Annotated in this window: 27 protein-coding genes; 11 read left to right on the top strand and 16 right to left on the bottom strand. The window is 67.3% G+C overall.

Annotated features, from left to right (window positions below; translation table 11 throughout):
• Positions 1-22: 22 nt before the first annotated feature.
• Positions 23-1,324, bottom strand: coding sequence for an alpha-amylase domain-containing protein (locus tag GM656_RS01485; RefSeq protein ID WP_162411878.1), 1,302 nt, complete (start codon positions 1,322-1,324; stop codon positions 23-25).
• A 268-nt stretch (positions 1,325-1,592) separates the two neighbouring features.
• Here GM656_RS01485 and GM656_RS01480 point away from each other — a divergent pair, with 268 nt between their 5' ends.
• Positions 1,593-2,009 carry a Rieske (2Fe-2S) protein gene (locus GM656_RS01480; protein WP_162411877.1) on the top strand — a complete coding sequence of 139 codons (417 nt, stop codon included), beginning with the start codon at positions 1,593-1,595 and terminating at the stop codon, positions 2,007-2,009.
• Positions 2,010-2,030: 21 nt separating this feature from the next.
• Here the strand turns inward: GM656_RS01480 and GM656_RS01475 are convergent, their stop codons facing one another.
• Positions 2,031-2,321 carry a transcriptional regulator gene (locus GM656_RS01475; RefSeq protein ID WP_162411876.1) on the bottom strand — a complete coding sequence of 97 codons (291 nt, stop codon included), beginning with the start codon at positions 2,319-2,321 and terminating at the stop codon, positions 2,031-2,033.
• Positions 2,322-2,427: 106 nt separating this feature from the next.
• Between GM656_RS01475 and GM656_RS01470 the strand changes: the two genes are divergently transcribed.
• Positions 2,428-2,877 (top strand): pyridoxamine 5'-phosphate oxidase family protein, encoded by a 450-nt coding sequence (locus GM656_RS01470; RefSeq protein ID WP_162411875.1) that lies wholly within the window; start codon positions 2,428-2,430, stop codon positions 2,875-2,877.
• A 7-nt stretch (positions 2,878-2,884) separates the two neighbouring features.
• The gene (locus GM656_RS01465) at positions 2,885-5,536 is read left to right on the top strand and encodes a cation-translocating P-type ATPase (RefSeq protein ID WP_162411874.1); all 2,652 of its coding nucleotides are present in this window, start codon (positions 2,885-2,887) and stop codon (positions 5,534-5,536) included.
• Here the strand turns inward: GM656_RS01465 and GM656_RS01460 are convergent.
• Both GM656_RS01460 and GM656_RS01455 read right to left on the bottom strand, forming a co-directional pair.
• The gene (locus GM656_RS01460) at positions 5,533-6,114 is read right to left on the bottom strand and encodes a VIT1/CCC1 transporter family protein (RefSeq protein WP_162411873.1); all 582 of its coding nucleotides are present in this window, start codon (positions 6,112-6,114) and stop codon (positions 5,533-5,535) included. The genes GM656_RS01465 and GM656_RS01460 overlap by 4 nt on opposite strands.
• Before the next feature lie 3 nt (positions 6,115-6,117).
• Positions 6,118-6,408 carry a DUF211 domain-containing protein gene (locus tag GM656_RS01455; RefSeq protein WP_162411872.1) on the bottom strand — a complete coding sequence of 97 codons (291 nt, stop codon included), beginning with the start codon at positions 6,406-6,408 and terminating at the stop codon, positions 6,118-6,120.
• Between the two features lie 166 nt (positions 6,409-6,574).
• Here GM656_RS01455 and GM656_RS01450 point away from each other — a divergent pair, with 166 nt between their 5' ends.
• A complete protein-coding gene (locus GM656_RS01450) occupies positions 6,575-7,444 on the top strand; it encodes a universal stress protein (protein ID WP_162411871.1) in 870 nt (289 codons plus the stop codon).
• A gap of 9 nt (positions 7,445-7,453) precedes the next feature.
• Here GM656_RS01450 and GM656_RS01445 read toward each other — a convergent pair whose 3' ends face one another.
• The gene (locus tag GM656_RS01445) at positions 7,454-8,089 is read right to left on the bottom strand and encodes an FAD-dependent oxidoreductase (RefSeq protein WP_162411870.1); all 636 of its coding nucleotides are present in this window, start codon (positions 8,087-8,089) and stop codon (positions 7,454-7,456) included.
• Positions 8,090-8,304: 215 nt separating this feature from the next.
• Between GM656_RS01445 and GM656_RS01440 the strand changes: the two genes are divergently transcribed.
• The 3 genes from GM656_RS01440 (at position 8,305) to GM656_RS01430 (ending at position 12,665) form a co-directional block, all read left to right on the top strand.
• Entirely contained in the window at positions 8,305-10,068 is a 1,764-nt protein-coding gene (locus tag GM656_RS01440; RefSeq protein WP_162411869.1) for a 2-oxoacid:acceptor oxidoreductase subunit alpha, read from the top strand.
• A complete protein-coding gene (locus GM656_RS01435) occupies positions 10,065-10,928 on the top strand; it encodes a 2-oxoacid:ferredoxin oxidoreductase subunit beta (protein WP_162411868.1) in 864 nt (287 codons plus the stop codon). The genes GM656_RS01440 and GM656_RS01435 overlap by 4 nt, the downstream gene beginning before the upstream one ends.
• Before the next feature lie 366 nt (positions 10,929-11,294).
• Positions 11,295-12,665: a cryptochrome/photolyase family protein gene (locus GM656_RS01430; RefSeq protein WP_162411867.1), complete on the top strand. Its 1,371-nt coding sequence runs from the start codon at positions 11,295-11,297 to the stop codon at positions 12,663-12,665.
• Positions 12,666-12,668: 3 nt separating this feature from the next.
• On the opposite strand, the gene GM656_RS01425 is transcribed toward GM656_RS01430, so the two are convergent.
• The 3 genes from GM656_RS01425 to GM656_RS01415 all read right to left on the bottom strand — a co-directional run bounded on the left by GM656_RS01425 (position 12,669) and on the right by GM656_RS01415 (position 15,020).
• The gene (locus GM656_RS01425; RefSeq protein WP_162411866.1) at positions 12,669-13,166 is read right to left on the bottom strand and encodes a metal-dependent hydrolase; all 498 of its coding nucleotides are present in this window, start codon (positions 13,164-13,166) and stop codon (positions 12,669-12,671) included.
• Positions 13,166-13,714 (bottom strand): hypothetical protein, encoded by a 549-nt coding sequence (locus GM656_RS01420; RefSeq protein WP_162411865.1) that lies wholly within the window; start codon positions 13,712-13,714, stop codon positions 13,166-13,168. The genes GM656_RS01425 and GM656_RS01420 overlap by 1 nt, the downstream gene beginning before the upstream one ends.
• Positions 13,715-13,796: 82 nt before the next feature.
• Positions 13,797-15,020, bottom strand: coding sequence for a hypothetical protein (locus tag GM656_RS01415; protein WP_162411864.1), 1,224 nt, complete (start codon positions 15,018-15,020; stop codon positions 13,797-13,799).
• A 110-nt stretch (positions 15,021-15,130) separates the two neighbouring features.
• Between GM656_RS01415 and GM656_RS01410 the strand changes: the two genes are divergently transcribed.
• The 4 genes from GM656_RS01410 to GM656_RS01395 all read left to right on the top strand — a co-directional run bounded on the left by GM656_RS01410 (position 15,131) and on the right by GM656_RS01395 (position 18,140).
• A complete protein-coding gene (locus tag GM656_RS01410) occupies positions 15,131-16,363 on the top strand; it encodes a digeranylgeranylglycerophospholipid reductase (RefSeq protein WP_162411863.1) in 1,233 nt (410 codons plus the stop codon).
• Between the two features lie 82 nt (positions 16,364-16,445).
• The gene (locus GM656_RS01405; protein WP_162411862.1) at positions 16,446-17,156 is read left to right on the top strand and encodes an NAD(+)/NADH kinase; all 711 of its coding nucleotides are present in this window, start codon (positions 16,446-16,448) and stop codon (positions 17,154-17,156) included.
• Positions 17,157-17,207: 51 nt separating this feature from the next.
• On the top strand, positions 17,208-17,669 hold the full coding sequence (locus GM656_RS01400) for a DUF7313 family protein (RefSeq protein WP_162411861.1): 462 nt from the start codon (positions 17,208-17,210) through the stop codon (positions 17,667-17,669).
• Between the two features lie 291 nt (positions 17,670-17,960).
• The gene (locus GM656_RS01395) at positions 17,961-18,140 is read left to right on the top strand and encodes a DUF7317 family protein (RefSeq protein WP_162411860.1); all 180 of its coding nucleotides are present in this window, start codon (positions 17,961-17,963) and stop codon (positions 18,138-18,140) included.
• 39 nt (positions 18,141-18,179) lie between these two features.
• Here GM656_RS01395 and GM656_RS01390 read toward each other — a convergent pair whose 3' ends face one another.
• From GM656_RS01390 to GM656_RS01355, 8 genes are all read right to left on the bottom strand, one after another.
• Positions 18,180-18,449 carry a DUF7314 family protein gene (locus tag GM656_RS01390; protein WP_162411859.1) on the bottom strand — a complete coding sequence of 90 codons (270 nt, stop codon included), beginning with the start codon at positions 18,447-18,449 and terminating at the stop codon, positions 18,180-18,182.
• The gene (locus tag GM656_RS01385; RefSeq protein WP_162411858.1) at positions 18,442-18,753 is read right to left on the bottom strand and encodes a DUF7315 family membrane protein; all 312 of its coding nucleotides are present in this window, start codon (positions 18,751-18,753) and stop codon (positions 18,442-18,444) included. The genes GM656_RS01390 and GM656_RS01385 overlap by 8 nt, the downstream gene beginning before the upstream one ends.
• A gap of 74 nt (positions 18,754-18,827) precedes the next feature.
• Entirely contained in the window at positions 18,828-19,595 is a 768-nt protein-coding gene (locus GM656_RS01380; RefSeq protein WP_162411857.1) for a cytochrome bc complex cytochrome b subunit, read from the bottom strand.
• Between the two features lie 4 nt (positions 19,596-19,599).
• Positions 19,600-20,403 (bottom strand): cytochrome b, encoded by an 804-nt coding sequence (locus GM656_RS01375; RefSeq protein WP_162411856.1) that lies wholly within the window; start codon positions 20,401-20,403, stop codon positions 19,600-19,602.
• Between the two features lie 3 nt (positions 20,404-20,406).
• A complete protein-coding gene (locus tag GM656_RS01370; protein WP_162411855.1) occupies positions 20,407-21,270 on the bottom strand; it encodes a ubiquinol-cytochrome c reductase iron-sulfur subunit in 864 nt (287 codons plus the stop codon).
• A 3-nt stretch (positions 21,271-21,273) separates the two neighbouring features.
• The gene (locus GM656_RS01365) at positions 21,274-21,693 is read right to left on the bottom strand and encodes a DUF7318 family protein (protein WP_162411854.1); all 420 of its coding nucleotides are present in this window, start codon (positions 21,691-21,693) and stop codon (positions 21,274-21,276) included.
• Entirely contained in the window at positions 21,693-22,349 is a 657-nt protein-coding gene (locus GM656_RS01360; protein WP_162411853.1) for a halocyanin domain-containing protein, read from the bottom strand. Before GM656_RS01360 ends, GM656_RS01365 begins: the two co-directional genes overlap by 1 nt.
• 61 nt (positions 22,350-22,410) lie before the next feature.
• Positions 22,411-23,283 (bottom strand): DUF7319 domain-containing protein, encoded by an 873-nt coding sequence (locus GM656_RS01355; RefSeq protein ID WP_162411852.1) that lies wholly within the window; start codon positions 23,281-23,283, stop codon positions 22,411-22,413.
• Positions 23,284-23,322: the final 39 nt, after the last annotated feature.

The following is a 23,322-nucleotide window of genomic DNA, read 5'->3' as shown; positions in this document are numbered from 1 at the left end:
CGGCCGTCACGCGCTCGGACGGTCACTCAGGCGCGTAACAGACCCAGCCCGTCGGCGGGACGGACACCTGCACCCGGCCGTCGCCCGCCGTCGAGACGTTCCCCGCGTTCCCGCTGTAGTCGTTGAGCGTCCGAGAACTCCAGCCCGTGGAGACCCACGCGCTCCGCTGGCTGCTCGAGCGGTTCAGGCCGACGAGGAGGTTCCCCGTCCGCTCGTAGACGTAGAGGTCACGGTCCACGTACCGGGTCTTCGACGAGCCGCCCGCGAGGTTGTTCCTGATCCAGAGCAGGTTCTGCACGTCGCCGTCCGTGATTCCGATTCGGTTGCTGTAGACGCGGGGATACCCCTCGTAGGTCAGGATGTAGGCGTACGCGAGCTTCTCGTACTCGGGCGGGTCGCTGTCGTGATTGGAGACGAACGTCAGCGACCGGAACGGCGATTGGTCGACCAGGCCGGCCCCGTCCAGGGCGCGCATGTCCCCGCCGCTGTGGAACGCGTCCTCCTTCATGGTGTAGTACAGCGGGTAGTCGGTGACCGACATCCCGGTGTCGGCGTAGCCCTGGCAGTAGTCGACGCTTCCCTGCAGGACCTCGCCGACGGTCCAGAGCCCGAGGTCGTCGGCCCACTGATTGGCGTAGTCCCGGAAGAACGACTCCGGGACGTGCTTGGCGGCGTCCCACCGGATCCCGTCGACGCCGAGATTCGCGTACTTCTCAACGTAGTTTTCGAGCTGTCCACGGACGTACGAGGACTCGATTTTCAGGTCCTTGAGTCCGACGAGCCAGTCGTCCTCGACCGACTCCGGGTCGTCGTAGTCGATCGGGTCCTGTGGGTGGAAATCCCGCTCACTGAAATACGGCAGATCGGCGAAGGTGTAGCCCGGTGCGCCGCGGAAATCGTCGTTCGCCGCCATGTGGTTGATGACGGCGTCGGCGACCACGTCGAGCCCGTGGTCGTGGGCCGTCTCGACCATCGTCTCGTACTCCGCCTCCGTGCCGAACACGCTGTCGAAGTCCGTGTAGTCGACCGGCTGGTAGCCCAGCGGCGGGTCCGTCACGCCGCGCTGGTGGCTCCGGTCGAGTCGGCTCCGCTGAGCGGGCGGGACCTGTATCGCGTCGTAGCCCTGTTCTGCGAGCGTCGCCAGATTGGCGGTGATCTCGCTCCAGTCCGTGTGGTAGTACTGGTAGACGGCGCTCGACCCGACTGCGCTCGCGGGACCGGACGGGACGAACGTACCGACCGCCGCCGCACCGAGCGCGCCGATGCCTTTGAGAACTGTTCGCCGAGAGCGTCGAGCCTCGCCTGGGATTGCGTTTCGTGTCATCTGTGTCGAACCGTGGTTCTGCCGGACCTGTTCCGGCAGTGAAAATTGATGAATAATTACTTCATTATAAATTTGGGGTAACAGGAACTGAGCGGTGCATTATTCGGCAAACTCCCCTGATCTGTCATCGCAAACTGGACGGGGTCTCGACACCCAAACAGCCGTCGCCCTGAATGGCAACCCCCCGACGACCGATCGAAGCCGGTGTAGTCACTATCCTGTGGCGACCGGCGGTTTGAAACCCCCGAGAATCGTACGGGTGACCAGCATGGACGAGGACAGTCGTATCGTCGCGCTGGATGAGGTGCCCGACGACGGAACCTTCCTGTTCACGGTCCGGGACGGCTTCGACACGACGGAGGCGTTCGTCGTGCAGTTGTCCGACGCCGTCGTCGCCTTCGAGAACTACTGCCCCCACTGGCGGGACATCCGCCTCGACAAGGGCGACGGCGCGACGGTCCGCAACGGCGAACTGGTGTGTGAGAAACACGGCGCGACGTTCGAATCGGACTCCGGCCTGTGTAACTACGGCCCCTGCGAGGGCGCGGTCTTAGAGGAGGTGTCGGTCGCCGTCGAGGACGGCGTCGTCTACCTGACCGACGACCGCTACGAGTTCGAGCAGCAGGGGCCCTCCGGCGACCACGACCTCTCCTCGCGCGGTCGCATCGGCTTCTCCGGGAACTAACGCCGCGGCGGTGATACCGCGTCAGCCGATCCGGTAGGCCGGTTCGGCGACCGACTCGCACTTGCACTCGGGGCACCTGCTCGGCCGGTTCGTCAGGTCGTCGAAGTCGGTGAAGCCGCACTCCTCGCACTCGGGCGGGGCGACGAGCAGCTGCTCGTCGGTCGCGTCGAGCGATTTCGCGATGTGTTCGACGTGTGTGAGCGCGTCGCTGGTCTGAATCTCGAAAACGTTCGCGATTGTCCCCGCCGCCATGGGTTCCTCGCGCAGTTGGTCAGCGATGCGCTGGCGTGTCGTCCGACGTGCCTCGCGCATGGCAACAGTTCGCAACCGACCGTTATATGTCTTATTCCGCCCGGGAGTTCCCGGTCGGTCGCGAGGCGCGCGGGGCTTTATTTACCGTCGGCGAGTGATATCTCGTATGGCTGAAACGAAGCGCACCGAGATGAGTGCCGACGACCGGGACGCGTTCCTCGGCGTCGGCGGAACGGGGGTCCTGTCGCTCGCGGTGGACGAGGAGACAGCCCCGTACGCGGCCCCGGTCTCGTACGGCTACGACCCCGAGGACTCCGTCTTCTACTTCCGTCTGGCCGCGAACCGCGACAGCGAGAAGGGGCACCTCGACGGCCGTCCGGTGACGTTCGTGACCTACGGCGACGGCGACGAGCCCTGGAAGAGCGTCGTCGCCAGCGGGCGGCTCGAAGACGCGTCGCGCGACGACATCACGAGCGAGGTCCTCGACGGCTTCGAGCGCGTCGACATCCCGCTCGTCGACGTGTTCGACCGCCCGGTCCGCGAGGTCACCTTCGAGTTCTTCCGGCTGGTGCCGGACGAACTGACCGCTCGCGAGGAACTCCAGCGCGGGACCTGAACGGTCGATGTCGGATACCGGGACGCAGCCGACGACCGGCGAGAGCGGACCGCAATCGACCGAACAGACCCGCGACGGGCGTCCCGACGGGCGCGACGCCTCCTGGCACGCGCGCCCGGTCGACGACGTGTTCCAGGCGCTCGACAGCGCCGAGGGAGGCCTGTCGGCCGACGACGCGGCCTCGCGACTCGACGCCGATGGCCCGAACGAGATCACGTCGAGCGAGGGCCGGAGCCCGCTGTGGGTGTTCCTCTCGCAGTTCTCCAGCGCGCTCATCTGGGTCCTCTTCGGCGCGGCCGCGCTGTCGGTGGCCATCGGACACACCGTCGACGCGGTGCTCATCGGGATCATCCTCCTCGGGAACGGCGTCTTCGGTTTCGTCCAGGAGTACCGTGCCGAGCAGAGCCTTGAGGCGCTCCGCGAGCTCGCCACACCGGAGGTGGTGGTTCGACGGGACGGGACCGAACAGACCGTCGAGGCGACGGCGCTGGTCCCCGGCGACGTGGTCGTCCTCCAGCAGGGCGACGTCGTGCCGGCTGACTGCCGCGTCGTCGAGTCGCAGTCCCTCGAAGTCGACGAGGCGGCGCTGACCGGCGAGAGCATGCCCGTCGAGAAGAGCGTCGAGCCCGTGGCGGAGGAGACACCGCTGGCCGAGCGGACGAGCGTGCTCTACAAGGGCACGAGCGTCACGCGGGGGAGCGCCGTCGCCGTCGTCGTCGAGACCGGGATGGAGACGGAGATGGGGGCGATCGCGACGGAACTGCTCAGCGCCGAGGACAGCCAGACGCCGCTGCAGCGCGACCTCGACACGCTCGGCCGACGCCTGGGTCTCGGCGTCGTCGCGCTCTCGGTCGTCATCGTGCCGGTGCTCTCCCTCGGCGGGACCGCGCTCGTGCAGGCGGCGCTGACCGCAATTTCGCTCGCCGTCGCCGCCATCCCCGAAGGCCTGCCCGCGGTCGTGACGCTGACGCTCGCGCTGGGCGTCCGGCGGATGGCCGACGAGAACGCGCTGGTGCGGACGCTCCCCGCAGTGGAGGGCCTGGGCGCGGTCGACGTGGTCTGTACGGACAAGACCGGGACCCTGACCGAGGGCGAGATGCGCCTCAGGGCCGCCTGGGTGTACGACGAAGCGACAGACCTCGGCGGCGAGGACCGCCCGGCCTCCGTCGAGGGCGAGCGGCTCCGCCGACTCCTCGAAATCGGCGTGCTGTGTAACGACGCCACGGCCGAGGACGGGGACCCGACCGAGCGGGCGCTGGTCGACGGCGCGAGCCAGTGCGGTATCGACGTCGAGGCGCTCCGCGAGGAACGCCCGCGGACCGACGAAGTTCCCTTCTCCTCGGAACGCCGACGGATGGCGACGGTACACGACGACGAAGTGTACGTCAAGGGCGCGCCGCAGGTGGTCCTCGACCGCTCGACGCGGGTGCTCACCGCGGACGGGCCGACCGACTTGGACGACGCGACCCGCGAGCGCATTGCCGAGCAGGTCGACTCCTTCGCCGGCGACGCGCTCCGGGTCCTCGGATTCGCGTACAAGGAACGAAGCGATGACGGCGGCCCCGAGGAGAACCTCGTCTTCGTCGGCCTGCAGGGGTTGATCGACCCCCCTCGGTCGGCCGTCAGGGACGCCATCGCGGACACGCACCGCGCCGGCATCGACGTGAAGATGGTCACCGGCGACAACGCGGTGACGGCCACCGCTATCGCCGCCGAAATCGGGATCGAATCCGACGTGCTGACCGGCACGGAGGTCGCCGAGATGGACGACAAGACGCTCTCAGAGCGCGCCGAAGCGGTCGACGTGTTCGCCCGGATGGAACCGACCCACAAGGTCCGCGTGCTCAAAGCGCTCCAGGGCAACGGCCACTCCGTGGCGATGACCGGCGACGGCGTCAACGACGCGCCGGCGCTGAAGAACGCCGACATCGGCATCGCGATGGGCGTCCGCGGGACGGACGTGGCGAAGGAGGCCAGCGACATCGTCCTGCTCGACGACAACTACGCCACCATCCGCAACGCCATCCGCCGCGGGCGGACCATCTTCGACAACGTCTGGAAGTTCGTCGGCTACCTGTTGAGCGCGAACGCCGCCGAGGTGCTGCTGGTTTTCATCGCGTCGCTCTTTGGCTACCTCATCCTCCCGGCGGTGCAACTGTTGTGGATCAATCTCCTGACCGACGGCCTGCCGGCGCTCGCGCTCGGGGCCGACCCCTCCGGCGACGTGATGGACCGCGAGCCCCGCTCGGGCGAGACGGGCATCATCGACCGGCAGATGCTGACGCTCATCGGCGGCATGGGGCTGGTCGCGACGGCGCTCATGCTGGGGCTGATGACGTACGCGCTCGACGGCGCGCCGTCCACCACGGATTACGCGATGACGATGGTGTTCACCGGGTTCGTCGCGCTTGAGTTCGTGAAGCTGTACGTGGTGCGCTGGACGCGCGAGACGCCGCTGCTCTCGAACCCGTGGCTGGCCGCGTCCGTCGCCGCCTCGCTCGCCCTCCACCTCGCGATCCTGTACACGCCGCTCCGACAGTACTTCGGGACGGTCGCGCTCGGGGTCGCCGACTGGGGGCTGATCGCGGTGATGCTCGCCGTCGGCGCGCCGCTGCTCGCCCTCGTCGGCTGGGGAGTCAGGCGCGTCGACGCCGCCTAGCCGGGCATGACGTAGTTGATGACGGCCACCACGAGGCCGGCGAGGCCCATCCGGGCCGCGGCGACGTACCACCGCTGGCCCGAGATCGAACCCATGTACGCGCCGAAGACGCCGAGGACGCCGATACCCAGCCCGACGGCGACCAGCGCGGCCTCGCCCATCGTCAGCACCGACCCCTCGAAGAAGAACGGGACGAGCGGCACGGCGATGCCGATGAGCGGACCGAGGCCGCTCATCGTCGCGTGCAGGACGCGAGCGCCGCGCTGCTCGCGCTGGATGCGGGTGTCGTCTAAGTCCGCCAGCATGGCCTGTTCGATGCGGAGGATCTCGGCCCGCGTCTCCGCGCGCTCGATCTCCCAGACGCTCCAGACCGCGGACGTGCCGAGGCCCACCGCCGCGCCGAGGCCGATTTTGATGACGGTGGCGCCGTCGGGAACGCCCGACAGCACCGCGCCGACGACGATACCGATGCTCGTCAGCGTGCCGTCGAAGCCGTTGGAGATGAAGTACCGCCGGGAGATGGCGCGCACGTCCTCCTTCCCGAGGAGGCGCGTCAGCAACTGGCGTATCGAGACCACGGCTCAGCGGTCCTGAAACGTGGCTCGCTCCTCGACGACGCGCTCGCCGCAGCTCACCTCGTCGATCGAGTGGACCGACGCGCCCAGTTCCTCCACGGCCTCCTGGACCGACGTGTAGTCCACGCCGTCGCCCTCGAGCGTGAGTTTGACGTTCTGTACCTCCTTGTCGCGCTCGACGAGCGAGGCGGTCACGCCGGCGACGCTGTGCTGAGCGGCGATCCGCTCGGTGAAGTCGATCAGCGGCGGCTCGTGGGGCTTCAGCACGTCGATGACGAGTCGGCGGACGGTTGCCATGCGTCGACTGTCGACCGTGTTTTCCCTAAATGTGGGGGTGACAGAAACGGGTCGCGTTCCCGGACTCGACCGGCTTGCTAGTTGGGCGTATTCTCGACGGTGATGGATACCCACACCCGTCACGACACTTTATCACGCCCGCCGGCGAACACCGGGTCCACAAGCGATGTTCGATACCATCCTCGTTCCCATCGACGACAGCCCCGGCTCAGAGCGGGCCTTCGAGGCCGCAGTGACCCTCGCGAAGCAGTACGGTTCGGCGGTCCACGTCCTCTCCGTGGTCGACGAGCACGGCCCGCGGACCGACGAGTGGGATAGGGACGGCGACTCGCCAGCGGCGGCCTTTGTCGACGAGCACGCTGACGCGGTCAGCGCCGACGGTATCGACGTGACGCCCGCCGTGCGCGAGGGCGTCGTCCACGAGGAAATACTCGACTACGCCGACGAGAGCGGCGTCGACCTCGTCGTCATGGGGACCCACGGGCGCACCGGCGTCCGGCGCTACCTGCTCGGGAGCGTCACGGAGAAAGTGGTCCGCCTGTCCGACGTGCCGGTCCTCTCGGTCAAGGCCGACGCCGAGGCGGGCGAGGTCTCGTTCGACGACATCCTGCTCCCGACCGACGGCAGCAGCGGGGCCGAGGCGGCGATCGAGCCGACCGCGGCGCTCGCCAGTACAACCGACGCGACCGTCCACGTGCTCTCTGCCGTGGACACGCGCTCGCTCGGTATCGACGTGGGGTCGAGCGTCATCATCGACGAGCTGGAGTCCGTCGCCGACGACGCCGTCGCCACCGCGTCCGATCGCCTCTACGAGGACGGCGTCGATGCCGTCAAGACGGCCGTCGCACACGGGATTCCCTACCAGGTGATCCTTCAGGCGATCGACGACAACGACGTGGACCTCGTCGTCATCGGCACGCACGGGCGGACCGGTATCGACCGCTACCTGCTCGGGAGCGTCACCGAGAAGATCGTCCGGACCGCGCCGGTCCCCGTCCTGACCGTCCGGTCGCCTGACGCCGGCGACGAGGCCTGAGCGGCCGCGCTACCCGAAGTTCTCGACCTTGGCGTCGTCGGTGTCGACGCCGGCCGCGTCCAGCGCCTCGGTCGCGGCGTCGAGGAAGTCCGCGAACCCGTAGATGAACACCTGCCCGCCGTCGGCCACGGCGTCCGCGACGTGCTCCGTGAGGTCTTCGTCGGCCCCGACGACGCGGACGAGCGCGCCGGCCTCGGCGAGCGCGTCCAGGCGCTCCTCGTGAACCGGCTCGTCGTCCCGGTACACCACGGCGGCCTCGTTCCCGTCTTCGAGCGCCCGCTCGGCGATGCCGACCGCCGGCCCGACACCGGGACCGCCGGCGAGCACGACGGCGCGGGCCTCGCCCTCGTAGAAATCCGAGCCGAACGGCCCGGCGATGCGGACGGCGTCGCCCGCTTCGAGCGCGCCGAGCTGGGGGGCCAGTTCCCCGTCGGGGTCGATACCGACCGTGATCTCGAAGGCGTCCTCGACCGCGGGCGAGGAGACGGTGTAGAACCGCGAGACGTCCTCGCCGTCGACGGTCAGCGTCAGCTTGACGAACTGGCCCGGTTGCGCGTCGAACGCGTCCGGCGTTTCGATGTCGATGGCGACGGTGTCCGGTCCCACGTCTCGGACGGCGACCACGGCGAGTTCGCGTTCGTCCATACCGGTACCTCGCCGCGGCCCGGCATGGGAATTACGGTCGGCGTTCGTCACGCGAAGCGGAGATATATGCCGCAAATTCCGGCTGTCTGCGAATGCGACCGGTTCCTTCTTCCAACATTCGGGCATCCCTGCCGGTGTTAACTCGAAACCGAGTTACACGCGCGCGGGCGTTTACGGAAGGCTTTTCCTACCCCGAGGGCTACCCGTGCGATATAATGCCAGAGGACCTGAACTGGGCCATCGGCGGTGAAGCCGGCGATGGAATCGACTCAACCGGGAAGATTTTCGCGCAGGCGCTCTCCCGGGCCGGTCGTCACGTCTTCACCTCGAAGGACTTCGCCTCCCGCATCCGCGGGGGCTACACCGCGTACAAAGTCCGGACGTCCGTCGACCGGGTCGAGAGCGTCGTCGACCGCCTGGACATCCTGATCGCACTCACCGAACGAACCATCCACGAGAACGAGGACGAGCTCCACGACGACTCCGTCATCATCTACGACGGCGAGCGCTCGACGATGCAGGACGTGGAGGTTCCGGGCGACGCCACCGCGCTCGAAGTGCCGCTGAAGCGTCTCGCCGAAGACGCCGGCGGCGCGATCATGCTGAACGTCGTCGCGCTCGGCGCGGCGTGCGAGGTGACGAACTTCCCCATCGAGAACTTGGACGAGAGCCTCAAGAAGCGCTTCGGGGACAAGGGCGAGGCCATCGTCGAGAACAACAAGGAAGCCGCCCGGAAGGGCCAGGAGTACGTCCGCGAGGAGTTCGACGAGGACTTCGACTACGACCTCGAGACAACCGACGCCGACTACGTCCTGCTGAACGGCGACGAGGCCATCGGTATGGGCGCCATCGCCGCCGGCTGTCGCTTCTACGCGGGGTACCCCATCACCCCCGCGACGGACGTGATGGAGTACATGACCGGCCGCGTCGACCAGTACGGCGGTAAAGTCGTCCAGGCCGAGGACGAGCTGTCCGCCATCAACATGGCGCTGGGTGCCGCTCGCGCCGGCGCTCGGGCGATGACCGCCACGTCGGGCCCAGGAATCGACCTGATGACCGAGACGTTCGGGCTGGTCGCCACGAGCGAGACGCCGCTGGTCATCTGTGACGTCATGCGCTCCGGTCCCTCGACCGGGATGCCGACCAAGCAGGAACAGGGCGACCTCAACATGACGCTGTACGGCGGCCACGGCGAGATCCCGCGGTTCGTCGTCGCGCCGACCACCGTCTCCGAGTGCTTCTGGAAGACCGTCGAGGCGTTCAACCTCGCCGAGAAGTACCAGACGCCGGTCTTCCTCGTCTCCGACCTCGCGATGGCGGTAACGGAACAGACGTTCTCGCCCGAGACCTTCGACATGGACGAAGTCGAGATCGACCGCGGCAAGGTCGTCGACGGGGACGACGTCGACACCTGGCTGGACGAGAAGGGCCGCTTCCAGGCCCACTTCCCGGCCGCAGACGGCGTCTCGCCGCGGGCCTTCCCCGGGACCACCGACGGCGCGCACATGACCACCGGCCTCGAACACGACGAACTCGGTCGCCGGACGGAGGACACCGACGTGCGCATCGAACAGGTCGACAAGCGCCAGCGGAAGGTCGAGACGGCTCGCGAGCAGGAGAACTTCGACTACCGCGAGTTCGGCGACGCGGACGCCGACACGCTCGTCATCTCCTGGGGCTCCAACGAGGGCGCGCTCCGCGAGGGGCTGACACTCCTCGAAGACGACGGCTACGACATCCGGTTCCTCTCGGTCCCGTACATCTTCCCGCGCCCGGACCTCACCGAGGAGATCCAGGCGGCCGACAACGTCATCGTCGTCGAGTGTAACGCCACCGGGCAGTTCGCGGACATCATCGAACACGACGTGCTCGAACGCGTCGAGCGCATCAACAAGTACAACGGCGTGCGGTTCAAGGCCGACGAACTCGCAGACGAGATCAAGCAGACGCTCGACAAACCACAGGAGGCAGCACAATGAGCTCCGACGTTCGCTTCACAGACTTCAAGTCCGACAAGCAGCCGACCTGGTGTCCCGGATGCGGCGACTTCGGGACGATGAACGGCATGATGAAGGCGCTGGCCGAGACGGGCAACGACCCCGACAACACCTTCATCGTCGCCGGAATCGGCTGTTCCGGCAAGATCGGAACCTACATGCACAGCTACGCGCTCCACGGCGTCCACGGCCGCGCGCTGCCCGTGGGCATCGGCGTGAAGATGGCCAACCCGAACCTCGAAGTGATGGTCTCGGGCGGCGACGGCGACGGCTACTCCATCGGTGCCGGCCACTTCATCCACGCCGTCCGGCGCAACGTCGACATGAGCTACGTCGTGATGGACAACCGCATCTACGGCCTCACCAAGGGCCAGGCCTCGCCGACCTCGCGCGAGGACTTCGAGACCTCGACTTCGCCCGACGGCCCGAACCAGCCGCCGGTCAACCCCAAGGCGCTCGCCCTGGCCTCCGGCGCGACCTTCATCGCACAGTCCTTTAGCTCGAACGCCCAGCGCCACGCCGAGATCGTCCAGGAGGCCATCGAGCACGACGGCTTCGGCTTCGTGAACGTCTACTCGCCCTGTGTCACGTTCAACGACGTGGACACCTACGACTACTTCCGGGACGCCATCGTGGACCTCGACGAGACCGACCACGACCGGACCGACCGGGACCAGGCCAAGGACAAGATCCTGGAGAGCGACAAGGAGTACATGGGCGTCCTCTACCAGGACGAGGGCTCCGTCCCCTTCGAGGAGCGGGAGGGCGTCACAGAGTCGATGGCCGAGATCCCCGACGGCGCGCCCGAGGGCGCGATGGATCTGGTCCGCGAGTTCTACTAGACCACGTTTTTCGTCGTCGCCTTTCCTCGCGCGCTCTACGAGCGCGCTGTGGGAAGGCTCTCTGCTCACGGGCGCGAAGCGCCCGTTCGCATGGTCCGCGGGACCTTTGGTCCCGCTCGACTCGAAAAACGTGGTCTTGCTGAGCGAAGCGAAGCAAGGCTCGAAAGACGAGCGAAGCGAGTCTTTCGGTGGCGAAAAAGGCGACTTCGCGGCGACGCCGCGAAGTCGTGAAACGGCGGCCACAGGCCGCCGTACGCTGACCGCGATGGTTTCTGGTCTCGCAACGGGCGATGGCACCGCTTCAATCGGTCTCGTACACAATAGAATCGGGGCCGCGTCCATACGCCCGGAACCCTAACGGACGGTATGCACGTCTTCTGGCATCAGCGGGACCTGCGCGTCCCGGACAACCGCGGGCTCGCGGCCGCGGCCGCGGACGGCGAGGTCCTGCCGGTGTACGTCGTGGACGCCGACCTGCTTGCGGGGCTTGGGGCGCGACAGCGAGCGTTCTCCCTGGCCGGTGTCCGGGCGCTGAAGCGGGCCTATCGCGACCGCGGCGGCGACCTGCTCGTCCGCGAGGGCTCGCCGGCGGCGGTCCTCTCCGATGTCGTTTCGGAGTACGGCGCGGACCGCGTGTTCTACAACGAGCACTACGCTCCGGAGCGCCGCGATCGACAGCGACGGGTGGCTGAGGCCGTGGCGACGGCTTCGCGGACCGACCTCGTGCTGGTCGATCCCGCGACGCTGGACGAACGGTACGAGACCCACGGTCGGTTCCACGACGACTGGCAGACGCGAGCCAAGCCGTCGCCGGTCGACGCCCCCGACGGCGACGCGCTCGTGACGCTCGACGATCCGGCGACCCCACCGTCTGTCCAGACGGACATCGAGCTCCCGGACGCCGGCTACCGGGTCGCCCGCCGGCGCTACGACGACTTCCTCGCCGACGGTATCGAGACGTATCGCGACACGCGCGACGACGTGGCGGCCGCCGTGGACCGCCCCGCGAACGCCGTCTCGCGGCTGTCGCCGTACCTCGCGGCCGGCATGATCGGTATTCGCGAGGTGTGGGCGGACGCGTCGGACCGCCACGCCGAGGTGAGCGGGGACGCACAGCGAAACGTCGAGAAGTACCGCTACGAACTCTCCTGGCGCGAGGCGAACTACCACCTTCTGTTCCGCAATCCGGCGCTCGCGTCGGAGAACTACACGTCCGTCCCGAACCCCATCGAGTGGGAGAACGACCCGGACCACGTCGCGGCCTGGAAGCGCGGCGAGACGGGCTACCCGCTCGTCGACGCCGGGATGCGCCAGCTCGACCGCGAGGGCTATATCCACAATCGCCCGCGCCAGAACGTCGCGTCGTTCCTGACCAAGCACCTGCTGGTCGACTGGCGGATCGGGGAGCGTCACTTCCGCGAGCAACTGCTGGACTACGATCCGGCGAACAACGCCGCGAACTGGCAGTGGATCGCGTCCACCGGGACCGATTCGGTCGCCGTTCGCATCTTCGATCCCGTCGCACAACTGCACAAGTACGACGCCGGCGCGGACTACGTCACGGCCTACGTGCCCGAGCTCCGCGGCGTGCCGCCCGAGAAAGTCGTCGACTGGCCGACGCTCTCCGAGGACGAGCGCGAGCGGCTGGCGCCCGAGTATCCGAGTCCCATCGTCGACCGGGACGCGGCCTACGAGCGGGCACAGCGGGTGTTCGAACGCGCGCTCGGGGTACGGTGACCGTCACGCCGCGGTCGACGCTCGCCACCGCACCGCCAGCCACGTCGCCGCCGCGACGGCCCCGGTCGCGCCCGCGACCCAGAGGTCCGTGCTCAGGTACAGGCCGGGCGTCGGCGGGTGATACTGCGTCAGCGGCCAGAACAGCGGGTAGGAGCGGCCCGACGCCTTGAACAGCAGGGCGTCGGCGAGCAGGTGGCTGGCGGCTCCGAGCGAGAGCAGTGCGAGCACGCGCCGACGGTCCTCGCGCGTCACGGCGACGACGCCGATCAGGACCGAGACGACCGCGCCGCCGAGCGTGTGGATGCCGAACCAATTGAACGGGAGGTCGAGCGCCGCCCCGACCGCCGCCCCGTCGACGACGAGTTTGACCTTCGCCATGTCGGGGATGAACGCCCCCGCCATGCCGACGGTGACGTACTCATTGGTGAGCCAGCCGTACCGACGCGCGAGGAGCGTACAGAGCGTGAACGCGATGAACGCGTGCGACAGCAGGTCCGGCATCAGTCGAGGGCCTCCCTGACCGCGGTGAGGGCCGACCGACCGGGCGTGAGCGGGTCGTCGCGCCGACGGAACGCACCGCGTCGCCAGTCGATCCGCCAGCCACAGACGAGTCGCCCGAGCGTCCACACCCCGGCGAGCGCGGAGACGACGTACATCGAGGCGAAGTTGGCCGCCGGGATGGCCACACTGTTCGACGCGACGACGGTCCGGTCGGACTGGAGCGTGCCGTACACCTGTACCGTCTCTCCCTCGCTGACGGCCGTCGAGACCGCTGTGACGGTCAGTTCGAGGACCCCGGTGTGACGGCCACCGTCGGCGTAGAAGTCGTACTCGACGGCGATAGCGACGGGGTCGGTCCGGACGACGGTCCCCGTCACCTGAATCTCGTCGCCGACGTGGGCGTCGTACTCCTGAGCGAGCGCTTCCCCGTCCGGGTACGCCCCGAGTTCGGGAGCGGGTCCGAGCGAGCCGAACCCGACCACCAGCGCGAACAGCACGGCCAGGAGAGCGACGACGCCCGCGATCCGTCCCGGCCACGAGTGGAGCATTCACGTCTCGCTGGGGTCGGCCAGGAGTAAACGCTATCGCTCTCGGGCAGTCGCTGGGGCGGGTGCGCGGCGCGGTCGCCGATCAGCGGTCGGGGTTCCCGGGCAACACGCCGGGCACGCCCGAGCGGTAAATGTACTCGACGGCGACGCCGGTCAGCGGCGAGTCGGCCTCGGTCGCGTAGGTCTTCGCCAGGTCGAGGTACTGCTCGGTCACGTCGACGACGCGGCGGTAGGCGGCTTCGTCGTCCGGCGCGAGCAGGTACTCGGCGGTGACCGGCGTGAGCTGTCCCTCCCGGCGGTCGTCGTCGTAGTCGTCCACGTCGTCGAGCCAGACCTGCGCGCCGATGATGGCGAGCACGATGGCCTTCGCGAACTCGCGGTCGATGTCCAGTCCGGCGAGCCGGTACAGGTCGAGCATACCGTCGTAGATGACCCCGACGCGGGCGTACTGGGTCTTGCTGTACGGGAGGGCTTTCTCCCGCTCGGTGAAGGTCGCGGGCTCCTCGTCGTAGGTCGCGAACTTGTACTCCTCGCGGACGGCGTCGAGGGCGTCCTCGTCCCCGTCTTCGGCCGCGGTCATCAGGTCCCGGAAGTGCTCGTCGCGGGCCTGGTGTGCCTCGCTGTAGTCGACGGCCCACTGGTAGGCCTCCGCGACGACCGGCGGCATGTCCTCGAGCAGGCCGTCGAGGTGCGACTGGAGCGCCTCCTGTGCGACCTCGGCGACGCGCCGTCGGTCGGCCTCGCTCCCGCTCCACGGTTCGCGTCGCTTCGAGGGCTCCCGGCGGTCGCCCTCGCCCGCCTCAAACTCGACCTCGAAGTCCTCGAACTCCTCGTCGTTGATCGCGTCGCGCATGTCGCCGTCGAGCAGCGCCTCGATGGACAGGCGCGTCATCTGCTCGGCCCGGACGACCATCTCGCGGGGCGCGAGGTCCTGGGCCGGCCCCTGTTCCAGCGCCGTCTCGTCGACCGCCGGGACGCCGTCGGCGATGGCGTCGATGACGGGGTCGCCGGGGGCCTGTTGGCGGGCGTTCCGGTAGACGTAGCCCAGCGTGAGCTGGGCGGGTAGGATGAGCTTCGTGTCGTAGGAGAAGTCCACCGGCTGACCGAACTCGGCTTCGAGCGCGTCCTCGACGCGGGCGGTCACGTCGTCGACCATCTGTTCCGTGCGGTCGTCGATCTCCGATTTCAGCGAGAGGCTGGCGTAGTCGAAGACGCCGGTGTCCGCGTAGTATCCCAGCACCGCTCGTAGCGCCGTGGGAAGTCGCCGCCTGTCCGCGAGCGCGCCTGCGCCTGTCTTGAGAACCATCGTGTGTGCCCCGGGTGTTCCGGTGGTGTGGCGGGGGCCGCCTTTACCCTTTCGAGACCGGCGTCACCCTATTCGGAAAGACTGATTACGAACAGGAATCACCCACAACCATGCGCGAGCGCTTTGACGTGGTGATAGCCGGGGCCGGGCCCGCAGGAGCCCAGTGTGCCCGTGATCTGGCGGAGCGAGACTACGACGTGCTCGTCCTCGAAACCGAGTCCGAGGACGGGTTCCCGCGTCAGAGCAACAAGTCGACCGCCGGGACGTTCATGTCGGCGATGACCTCCTTCAGCATCCCCGACGAAGTCGTGATGAACTACACGGACAACGTCGTCCTCGAGTCCCCGAACGACCACTACGTTCGCAAGCAGACCGGCGCGGTCCTCGAGTTCGCCGAGTTCAAGCGCTGGCTGGTCGCCGAGGGACGCGACCACGGCGCGACCTACCGGTTCGACGCCCGCGTGTCCGCGCCAATCATGGAGAACGGCGAGATCGCCGGCGTCCGGTACGACGGCGACGAGGAAGTGTACGCGGACATCGTCATCGACGCCACCGGCCCCGCCGCGCCGCTGGCGAAGAAGCTCGACGTGTGCGACCTCCAGCGCGACCACCAGGCCATCGGCGTCGAGTACGAGCTCGAGGGCGTCGACGTGAACCACGACGACTACGCCGACCTCCGTGACGCGATGATGCTGCGGTTGGACCACGATCTCGCTCCCGGCGGCTACTCCTGGATCTTCCACACGGGGGCCGACACGGCGAAGGTCGGCCTCTGTTACATCCAGAACGGCTCTCACCACAAGTACGCGAAAGACGGGATGGGCATCGACGACTACCTGGAGTACTGGCTCGATTCGGACCCCCGATTCGACGGAGCGGAGCGCATCGAGGGCCAGCAGCACCGGGGCTCGGCGCACATCCAGCCACCGAAGTCGATGAGCACGGACCGCTTCATGGCCATCGGTGACACCGTCCCGACGATCGACCCGCTGTGGGGCGAGGGCATCCACAAGGGGATGAAGTCGGCCCGCGCCGCCGCCGCGACGGTCGACGCGGCGCTGACGCCCGACGAGCCGGACACCTCCGCGGAGACGCTGTCGGTCTACGACCAGCTGTGGCACAGCGACGTGGCCCCGAAACACAGCGCCCGGCTGATGATGACCGAACTGCTGTATCTCGCGCCCAACGAGCGCTACGATCAACTGATGGCGGACCTCCGCCAGACCGCCGACGACACGCTGAAGCAGATCAACAGCGGCGACCGGCGGGCCATCGCGAAGCTGGCGCACCTCTCCGACGTGCCGGTCATCGCGGCGTACGCTCGCCGCCGGCTTGGCATCTGATCGGGTCACGCGAGCCGGCCGAGCGCGGCGCGGACGGCGGCGGTGCGGCAGATTTTTCCCCGACGGCTCGGACCTTCCAGTGATGGAACACACCGTGGGCGTGGTCGGTGACGCCGCCGTCGCCGACCGCCTGCAGGAGGCCGGCGTCGCGGTCGAAATCGGCGACGGGACGGTCCCGGCGACCGACCGCGTCGTCGCCGTCGGCGAGGCCGCGATGACGGCCGTCGCCCGGGCCGAGGCAGACCCGCTCGTTGTCCCGGTCGATGCCGGGCGCGGCGTCCGCTCGGTTCCCCGAACGGCCGTCGCCGACGCCGTCGCCACGCTCGGCGACGCCCGGGTCGAATCGCACCCGGTGCTGGCCGTCGAAGCGGCCGACGGCACCGTCGACCGGGCGTTCTGGGATGTCACACTCGTCACGGCCGACGCCGCTCGCATCTCCGAGTTCGCTATCGATTCGGCGGCCGACCACATCGGGCAGTTCCGCGCCGACGGCGTCGTCGTCGCGACGGCGGCCGGCTCGCCGGGCTACGCCCACCGCGTCGGCGGACCGATCCTGGCACCGTCGGCGCAGGCCGTCGTCGCGCCCATCGCCCCGTTCGCCACCGATCCCGATCACTGGGTCCTCCCGGTCGACGACATCGGCGTGACGGTCGCCCGCGACGAAGCGACCGTCGAGTTGCTGCTCGACGACCGGCCGTCGCGGACGGTCGCCTGTGACGAGGGGGTCGCGATCTCGACCGCACCCCCGGTCCGCGTCGCCGTGGTCGCCCAGAGCCGGTCTCGGTTCGGGTGACGCCGCCGGAGATTGGAAAGACACTAATGGGCTTCGGACAGAGCATGAGATATGCAGCCATCCGTAACCCTCTTCGGGCCACTGGACACCATCCTGGGGAGTACCGCACCCGGTGGCACGTACCTCATCGAATACGTCATCCTCGTGTTGGTGGTTGCCAACTTCGTCACCCGGGCGCTCGCCCACCGACGGCACACGAGACAGTACGACGACGGCGGAGCCGAAGCGGTCAGCCGCTATCCGCTCCACACCGCTTCGAACGTCGCGCTGGTCCTGCTGTCGTTCTACTACACGACGCTCCACCAGCACGGCGGCATGGTCCTGTCGGTGCTCGTCCTCGGAGCCGTCGTCACCGACTTCTTCGAGTTCGAGTCTCGGAAGGTCGAAGCGCGCCGTGACATTCCCCTCGAGCGACCGAAGGGCGCCATCGTAGCCGCGCTGGTCGTGTTCATGTACGCGGGCTATCAGAGCCTGTTCTGGGTCATCAAGGGCCCCTGGAGCGCCATCGTCTAACACCGTCTCACGGTTTCTCTTCCCATCGCTGTCTTCTCCGTGGCCGCTCGTCTCGCGATCGTAGCGTGCCGACCGCTTCGGCGTTCCCGCGTCACCGGCCGTCAGAGCACAATTGGGACGCTCGTGCTCGAACCGTGTGAACTGACTACACTGAGGAATTTATAGAACACAATCTTATTTCGGAGATATTGGATCAAATGGAGTATTATATCTGGAATAACTCGGATGACTGGGCACTAACCGCCGAAATAGTTTAATACTCGTAATGTATTGGTGGTGGTGTAGAGAACGATGTCATACAGGTCCCTCACGACGGCGTTGACTTTGTACCGTGGCCGGACACTCACGCTCGAACAAGCGGCTGACTACAGCGGCGTCTCGACAGAGAAGCTCGAGACTGCCCTCCGGTCCCGTGGAATCTCGGTGCGCGAAGACGATCAGACCGTACAGCGCGACCGCGCGGCGAACTGACGGTCGATAAGAAAAGACAACGAACTAGACGACCCGAATTCAGGCCGACCGCTCGTCGAGGTAGGTTCGGAACTCGCTGGCGAGGGGGAGCAGGACCCAGAACGTCAGCGCGCCGAAGACGGCGAACCAGAAGAACGCCTCGCCCATGAACAGGCCGATCTGGTCGTACAGCGTGAGATTCTCAACGGTCACTTCGCCCGTAATCTGTGCCCCCTCGAAACTCGGAGTGCGGTACCAGCCGCCGATGGTCATCCATCCGAGCCCGCCGATCATGAGGCACGCGAACCCCTTCATGAACTCGTCAGCCATTATCTGAAGGTTTGTCAGCGTCGTCTTTAGACTTTCCCATTTCCTCGGTCCGGAAGCGCGTCGAGAAGGCGTAGACCACCGTCCCCGCGAGGATGGCGCCGATGCCAGCGATGGCGACCGGCACGTCGATTTCCGACACCGGAGCGGACGCGAGTTGGGTCGCCACGTCGACGAGTATGAACCCGGCCACGACGCTGGCGACGGCGAACAGCGTCGAGAACACGGTGACCGTCTTGTAGACCCGCAGGGGGACGACGACGTCGCGTCGCTGATTCCCCGAGTCCGCCGACTGGTCGTCTGTCATCACCGTGGCTAGGGGCGGGAGCTACTTTACTGCGGCGAGACGGCGGCCGGCGAAATCGCGTCGAAAACAGCGCGTTACTTCGGCGGCCGGAGTCGGTAGTACCGGCGGTTGAGGTCGAACATGTAGCCCTCGCGCATCGTCTTTAGCACTGCGTAGGTGATGGTCGCGCTGACGATGGGCACGAGGAACGTCAGGTCGAACAGCAGGTGGGAGTCCATCGGGATGAGGTTCTTGATGGACAGCGCGGCGATGGTGAAGCTGAAGATGACGCCGGACATCCCGACGGCCGCCCAGAAGGGCTGCTCGACGGGACGGCGCGCCGACCCCTTGTTCAGGAACGGCACGATGGCGACGAAGCCGACGACGACCACGTTCGCGAGCACGCCGTAGGTTCGGTCGGCCATGAGCTTCGTGCCGCCGAGGATGCTCAGGTCGGGATTCAGCGGGCCGAGCTTGAGCAGGCCGAAGGACCAGTAGAGGTACCAGTCCGGCAGGATGATGGCCGGCGTCACGCTGGAGTTGGCCGGGTTCGGCATCTCCGGCGGGAGCGTCGCCGAGACGAACAGGATCATCCCGACGAAGAACGAGGTGAGCGCGATGTTGCGCATCATCTCGTGTGGCCAGGCCGGGAAGGCGAGCACGTCGCGCTCGACGTAGTCGGACTCCTGGCGCAGGTCCTGGTCCTCGCGGCGAGCGCGCTCGAAGTACTCGTAGGTCAGCCGGGAGAGCCCCTGGGTCCGCTCCTTGCGTTCGGACCACGCGGGGGTCTCGTCGTCCGGCGAGACGATACCGGTTCCGGAACCGTCCGTGCGAACGTCGTCGTCTGTGGTGTTGTCGCTCATGGTATCAGTGTGGCTCCGCGATCCCCTGCATCCAGACGATGCCGATGTGGACCGCGATGATGGCGGTCGTGATGAACGGCAAGAAGAACACGTGCAGGATGTACATCCGTTGCAGCGTCGACTGCGACAGGGAGAACCCGCCGAACAGTAGCTGTGCGACCCACTCCCCGATGAGCGGGATGGACAGCGACATCTCGACGCCGATCTGGCCCGCCCAGTAGGACAGCTGGCTCCACGGGAGCAGGTAACCCGTGTACCCGAACACCAGCGTCAGCGAGATGAGGACGATGCCGATGATCCAGTTCAGCTCGCGGGGTTCCTTGTACGCGCCGGTGAAGTACACGCGGAGCATGTGCAGGAACACGGCCGCGACCATGATCTGTGCGGCCCAGCGGTGGACCGACCGGAGGAAGTACCCGAGGTTGAGCTGGCCCATGATGATCAGCACCGAATCGTACGCGATGGTCGGTGTGCCGTCGGCCGCGGCCGCCGCGGGGGCGTAGTAGAACCCGAGCAGCGCGCCCGAAATCGCCGCGACGACGTACGCGACTGTCGAGAACGACCCGAGTGCGTACAGCGGGTACCAGTACCAGAACTTGTTGTCGAGGTTGTACTGTTCCGTGTGGCTCTTTGGCATCTGCATGTTGACCTTGTAGTAGAGGTCCTCGAGGATCTCCAGGTAGTCAACCACACGCAGGCGCTTGTCGAGCCAGACGAGCACGGTCAGGTACACCGATTCGATCGGCGTCAGATCGCGCGATTCCATCCAGCCTTTGTGGTCGTGTTCGTCTTTGCGTTCGAGACTCATGTGTTACTCCGTCTGTGGTGGGCGTGGCAGTGCCACGAACTGTTTCTGGATCGGGCTGAACGGGTCGTACACGGACTGGTGGCACTGGCAGTAGATGTCGTTGGCCGCGCCGAAGTTGGCGCTCCCTTCCTGGGTCTTGAACCCGGGCACACAGCAGAAGTGCGTGCACTTGTTCAGCCAGGCGATGAACCCGTCTGCCGTCGCCTCGGAGATGAAGCTCTGGATACTGCTGGGCAGGCTGCTGTACTTGCCCTCGCCGTTTGCCATCTTCTCGACCTCGACGGAGCGGATGAGCTGGACTGGGATGGTCTTGACGTCGCCGTCGGAGCGCCAGTTCGCGCTCGCGGGCTTCCCGATCCCGGCGTTCCCGATACCGTTGCCCCACTCCTTGTAATCGTCGAACATGTCGACGGTCAGCGGCGTGCCGTCTTCGACCTCGCCCTGCCAGGCGTAGGAGCCGCTGCTGCTCCGGAAGAGGTTGTCCTGTTCGGCCTGCGGGTAGATACCCTGTGCGGTCTGCATCCCGCAGTACTGGAACCAGGCCGAGGAGTAGTCGATGCCGCTCCCGCCGAAGTCGCGGGCGATCGCGACCCCGGCATCGGGGTCGTACTCGGGCCAGACGCCCTGGAGTTCGCCGCCGTTGATTTCGATGGGGATGATCGGCATTCCGCGCGGTGCGGGGCCGTCGGTGTTCTCGACGGCGACGAACTGCGTCGTCCCGCCGCCTTCGCCGGCTGCGTCCGTCGTCGCGTCGACGGCTGCAGCGCCACCGACGCCGACGCTCGAGAGCGCGGCGCTCCCGACGACGCCCTTTACGAACCGTCGCCGACCTGTCTCGGCCGGATACTTGTCTTCATCAAGTGGCATATGTTATTTCTTGTAGTATGGATACACGGCGCGTTTGAACGTCTCGACAAACTGTTCTCCGTCGGTCATCGTCTCCCCGTCGACGTCCTCCTGTCGGACGTAGAGGTCCTCCCACTTGCGCCGGCGCTTCTTGACGATCATCACGTCGGGGAGGAACTCCTTGCGGTACAGTAACATGATGAACGCGAGGTCGATGAAGATTGCGGTCAGCACGCCCCCGAGGAACATGTTGGCCTCGATGAGTCGCACCGTCAGCGTCGTCCCGACCCCGGAGGCCCAGCCGGCGATCATGCCGTAGGTGAAGAGGCCGACGAGGACGACCTGGATGACGGTCAGCAGGACGATGCCGACGGCGGCCGCCGTGCTCTCGCGCGGCGGCTCGTAGCGGTGAATGTCGCCGTAGGTGGAGCCTTCTGAGGCCATCAGTTGTTCCCTCCGCTGGTGTGGGGCGACTCACCGTACTTCAGCTGGAAGAACGTGAAGATGAGCGGGATGATGACCGCCAGGCCGGCGCCGAAGCCGACGAAGTGGGGCTGGATCGGGACCCCGGCGTAGTGGGGGTCGACCTCGACCGGTCCGCCGCCGCCGATGGTCTGTGTCGGGTACTCCTCGCCGACGACGACGGCACCCTTCATGCCCAGTCCCTCGTGGGGGACACAGACGTACGTGTAGATGCCGTCCTCTTCGAACGTGTGTTCGTAGTTGACGCCGGCACTGGAGACCGCGCTGCCCGAATCCAGCGGACCGTCCGGGGCGGAGACGACGTTGTGGCCGCCGCCGTTGCCGGTCCACTCGAACTGGACGGTCGCGCCGTTGTCGACGTGGATGGCGGGCGGGCCGAACCCGAACGCGCCGCCGTTGGCCTGGACGCCGACCTCGACCGTCGCCGTGTCCTGTCCCGTCGCGTCGACAGTCGTGCCGTTGAAGTTTCCGACCGGGTCGAGGAAACCGCCGTAGTCCGGGACGGTCTCGCCACCCTCGCCGCCGCCTTCCTGTGCGGCAGCGGAGCCGGTGGCGCTGAGGGCCGCCGCAGCGCCGGCGGTACCCCCCGCAGTCCGGACGAACTCCCGTCTGTTCATATACGTTTGGCCGTCAGGCCTGAGTTTGTATAAACCCACCGAATACCGCCCGCAGGGACCGTCATCCACCGGCTTCGTCGGCGTCTTCGCGGTCGGTCTGTTCCCCCGTATTCTGAGGGTCTAGCTCCGGAACGAAGTCGGGGCGCTCCCCGTCTTCGAGCCCGATCGCTCGGAGTCTGTCGCGGTACTCCTCGGCTCTGAACGTGTCCGAGAGCCGCGCGTTCGCGACCGTGAAAAAGAGGACGAGCGAGACGCCGACGAACGCCAGTCCGGCCACGATGAGCAACGCGATACTGGTCCCGGCGTTTCCGATGATCCCGGTCGCCGCGAGGACGCCGCTCCCGAGCAGCGCGAGTCCGGCGAGCAACTGCACGCCCGCGACGGCCTGGAGCATCCGGTTACCGAGTTCGCCGCCGCCCTCCGGGACCGCCTCTGGCTCGGGGAGCGGCCGGTCGGGGACGTTCTCGGGCACGTCGTAGGAGTCCATCGAGCACAGCGCCACTGTCGGCTTCACGTCCCGCATGACGGTCCCCTCGCCTTCGAGGCTGCCGTCGGGGTACACGATGGCGTATCCCTCGTCGGAGTACGCGAGCACTCGCGGGGGGTCCCGGTGGCGCTCGATGCGAGCGAACACGTCGCGATTCGCGACGCGCGACCGCAGGTCCTGGGCCACTCGGTCCAGCAGGTCGTCGCCGGTGATCCAGGTCTCCTCGTCGAAGGCCACGTCCCACTCCTCGGCGGTCATCTCGGCCATGTCCGCCGGCCCGAAGTCGTCGAAGTCGTACTTCTCTTCGACCTGCTTCCGGAGTTCCTCGGTGTCGAGGTCGGCGTCCTCGGTCGCGCCCTCGCCGGGTGCCGTTTCGGCGGAGATCGCCTCCTCGGGAGCGGTCCCGCGCTCGTCGTCCGACGACGCCGTCGAGTCCGGGTCGGCCATTGCCGACGTGTACGGGCCCCGTCGCCTTACAGCTTCTGA

Source organism: Haloarcula salina (genome assembly GCF_010119195.1).
In the GTDB taxonomy this organism is placed as follows: Archaea; Halobacteriota; Halobacteria; order Halobacteriales; family Haloarculaceae; genus Haloarcula; species Haloarcula salina.
This window is presented reverse-complemented; position numbering and strand designations above follow the sequence as displayed.

Bases quoted from the DNA above. Each gene is read 5' to 3' on its own strand.
- GM656_RS01475 (WP_162411876.1), bottom strand. From the start codon at position 2,321: ATGCGCGAGGCACGTCGGACGACACGCCAGCGCATCGCTGACCAACTG.
- GM656_RS01370 (WP_162411855.1), bottom strand. From the start codon at position 21,270: ATGCCACTTGATGAAGACAAGTATCCGGCCGAGACAGGTCGGCGACGG.
- GM656_RS01435 (WP_162411868.1), top strand. From the start codon at position 10,065: ATGAGCTCCGACGTTCGCTTCACAGACTTCAAGTCCGACAAGCAGCCG.
- GM656_RS01425 (WP_162411866.1), bottom strand. From the start codon at position 13,166: ATGCCGGACCTGCTGTCGCACGCGTTCATCGCGTTCACGCTCTGTACG.
- GM656_RS01400 (WP_162411861.1), top strand. From the start codon at position 17,208: ATGCAGCCATCCGTAACCCTCTTCGGGCCACTGGACACCATCCTGGGG.
- GM656_RS01390 (WP_162411859.1), bottom strand. From the start codon at position 18,449: ATGGCTGACGAGTTCATGAAGGGGTTCGCGTGCCTCATGATCGGCGGG.
- GM656_RS01360 (WP_162411853.1), bottom strand. From the start codon at position 22,349: ATGAACAGACGGGAGTTCGTCCGGACTGCGGGGGGTACCGCCGGCGCT.
- GM656_RS01470 (WP_162411875.1), top strand. From the start codon at position 2,428: ATGGCTGAAACGAAGCGCACCGAGATGAGTGCCGACGACCGGGACGCG.
- GM656_RS01485 (WP_162411878.1), bottom strand. From the start codon at position 1,324: ATGACACGAAACGCAATCCCAGGCGAGGCTCGACGCTCTCGGCGAACA.
- GM656_RS01385 (WP_162411858.1), bottom strand. From the start codon at position 18,753: ATGACAGACGACCAGTCGGCGGACTCGGGGAATCAGCGACGCGACGTC.
- GM656_RS01430 (WP_162411867.1), top strand. From the start codon at position 11,295: ATGCACGTCTTCTGGCATCAGCGGGACCTGCGCGTCCCGGACAACCGC.
- GM656_RS01480 (WP_162411877.1), top strand. From the start codon at position 1,593: ATGGACGAGGACAGTCGTATCGTCGCGCTGGATGAGGTGCCCGACGAC.
- GM656_RS01355 (WP_162411852.1), bottom strand. From the start codon at position 23,283: ATGGCCGACCCGGACTCGACGGCGTCGTCGGACGACGAGCGCGGGACC.
- GM656_RS01465 (WP_162411874.1), top strand. From the start codon at position 2,885: ATGTCGGATACCGGGACGCAGCCGACGACCGGCGAGAGCGGACCGCAA.
- GM656_RS01455 (WP_162411872.1), bottom strand. From the start codon at position 6,408: ATGGCAACCGTCCGCCGACTCGTCATCGACGTGCTGAAGCCCCACGAG.
- GM656_RS01395 (WP_162411860.1), top strand. From the start codon at position 17,961: ATGTCATACAGGTCCCTCACGACGGCGTTGACTTTGTACCGTGGCCGG.
- GM656_RS01445 (WP_162411870.1), bottom strand. From the start codon at position 8,089: ATGGACGAACGCGAACTCGCCGTGGTCGCCGTCCGAGACGTGGGACCG.
- GM656_RS01440 (WP_162411869.1), top strand. From the start codon at position 8,305: ATGCCAGAGGACCTGAACTGGGCCATCGGCGGTGAAGCCGGCGATGGA.
- GM656_RS01450 (WP_162411871.1), top strand. From the start codon at position 6,575: ATGTTCGATACCATCCTCGTTCCCATCGACGACAGCCCCGGCTCAGAG.
- GM656_RS01410 (WP_162411863.1), top strand. From the start codon at position 15,131: ATGCGCGAGCGCTTTGACGTGGTGATAGCCGGGGCCGGGCCCGCAGGA.
- GM656_RS01365 (WP_162411854.1), bottom strand. From the start codon at position 21,693: ATGGCCTCAGAAGGCTCCACCTACGGCGACATTCACCGCTACGAGCCG.
- GM656_RS01415 (WP_162411864.1), bottom strand. From the start codon at position 15,020: ATGGTTCTCAAGACAGGCGCAGGCGCGCTCGCGGACAGGCGGCGACTT.
- GM656_RS01420 (WP_162411865.1), bottom strand. From the start codon at position 13,714: ATGCTCCACTCGTGGCCGGGACGGATCGCGGGCGTCGTCGCTCTCCTG.
- GM656_RS01375 (WP_162411856.1), bottom strand. From the start codon at position 20,403: ATGAGTCTCGAACGCAAAGACGAACACGACCACAAAGGCTGGATGGAA.
- GM656_RS01405 (WP_162411862.1), top strand. From the start codon at position 16,446: ATGGAACACACCGTGGGCGTGGTCGGTGACGCCGCCGTCGCCGACCGC.
- GM656_RS01380 (WP_162411857.1), bottom strand. From the start codon at position 19,595: ATGAGCGACAACACCACAGACGACGACGTTCGCACGGACGGTTCCGGA.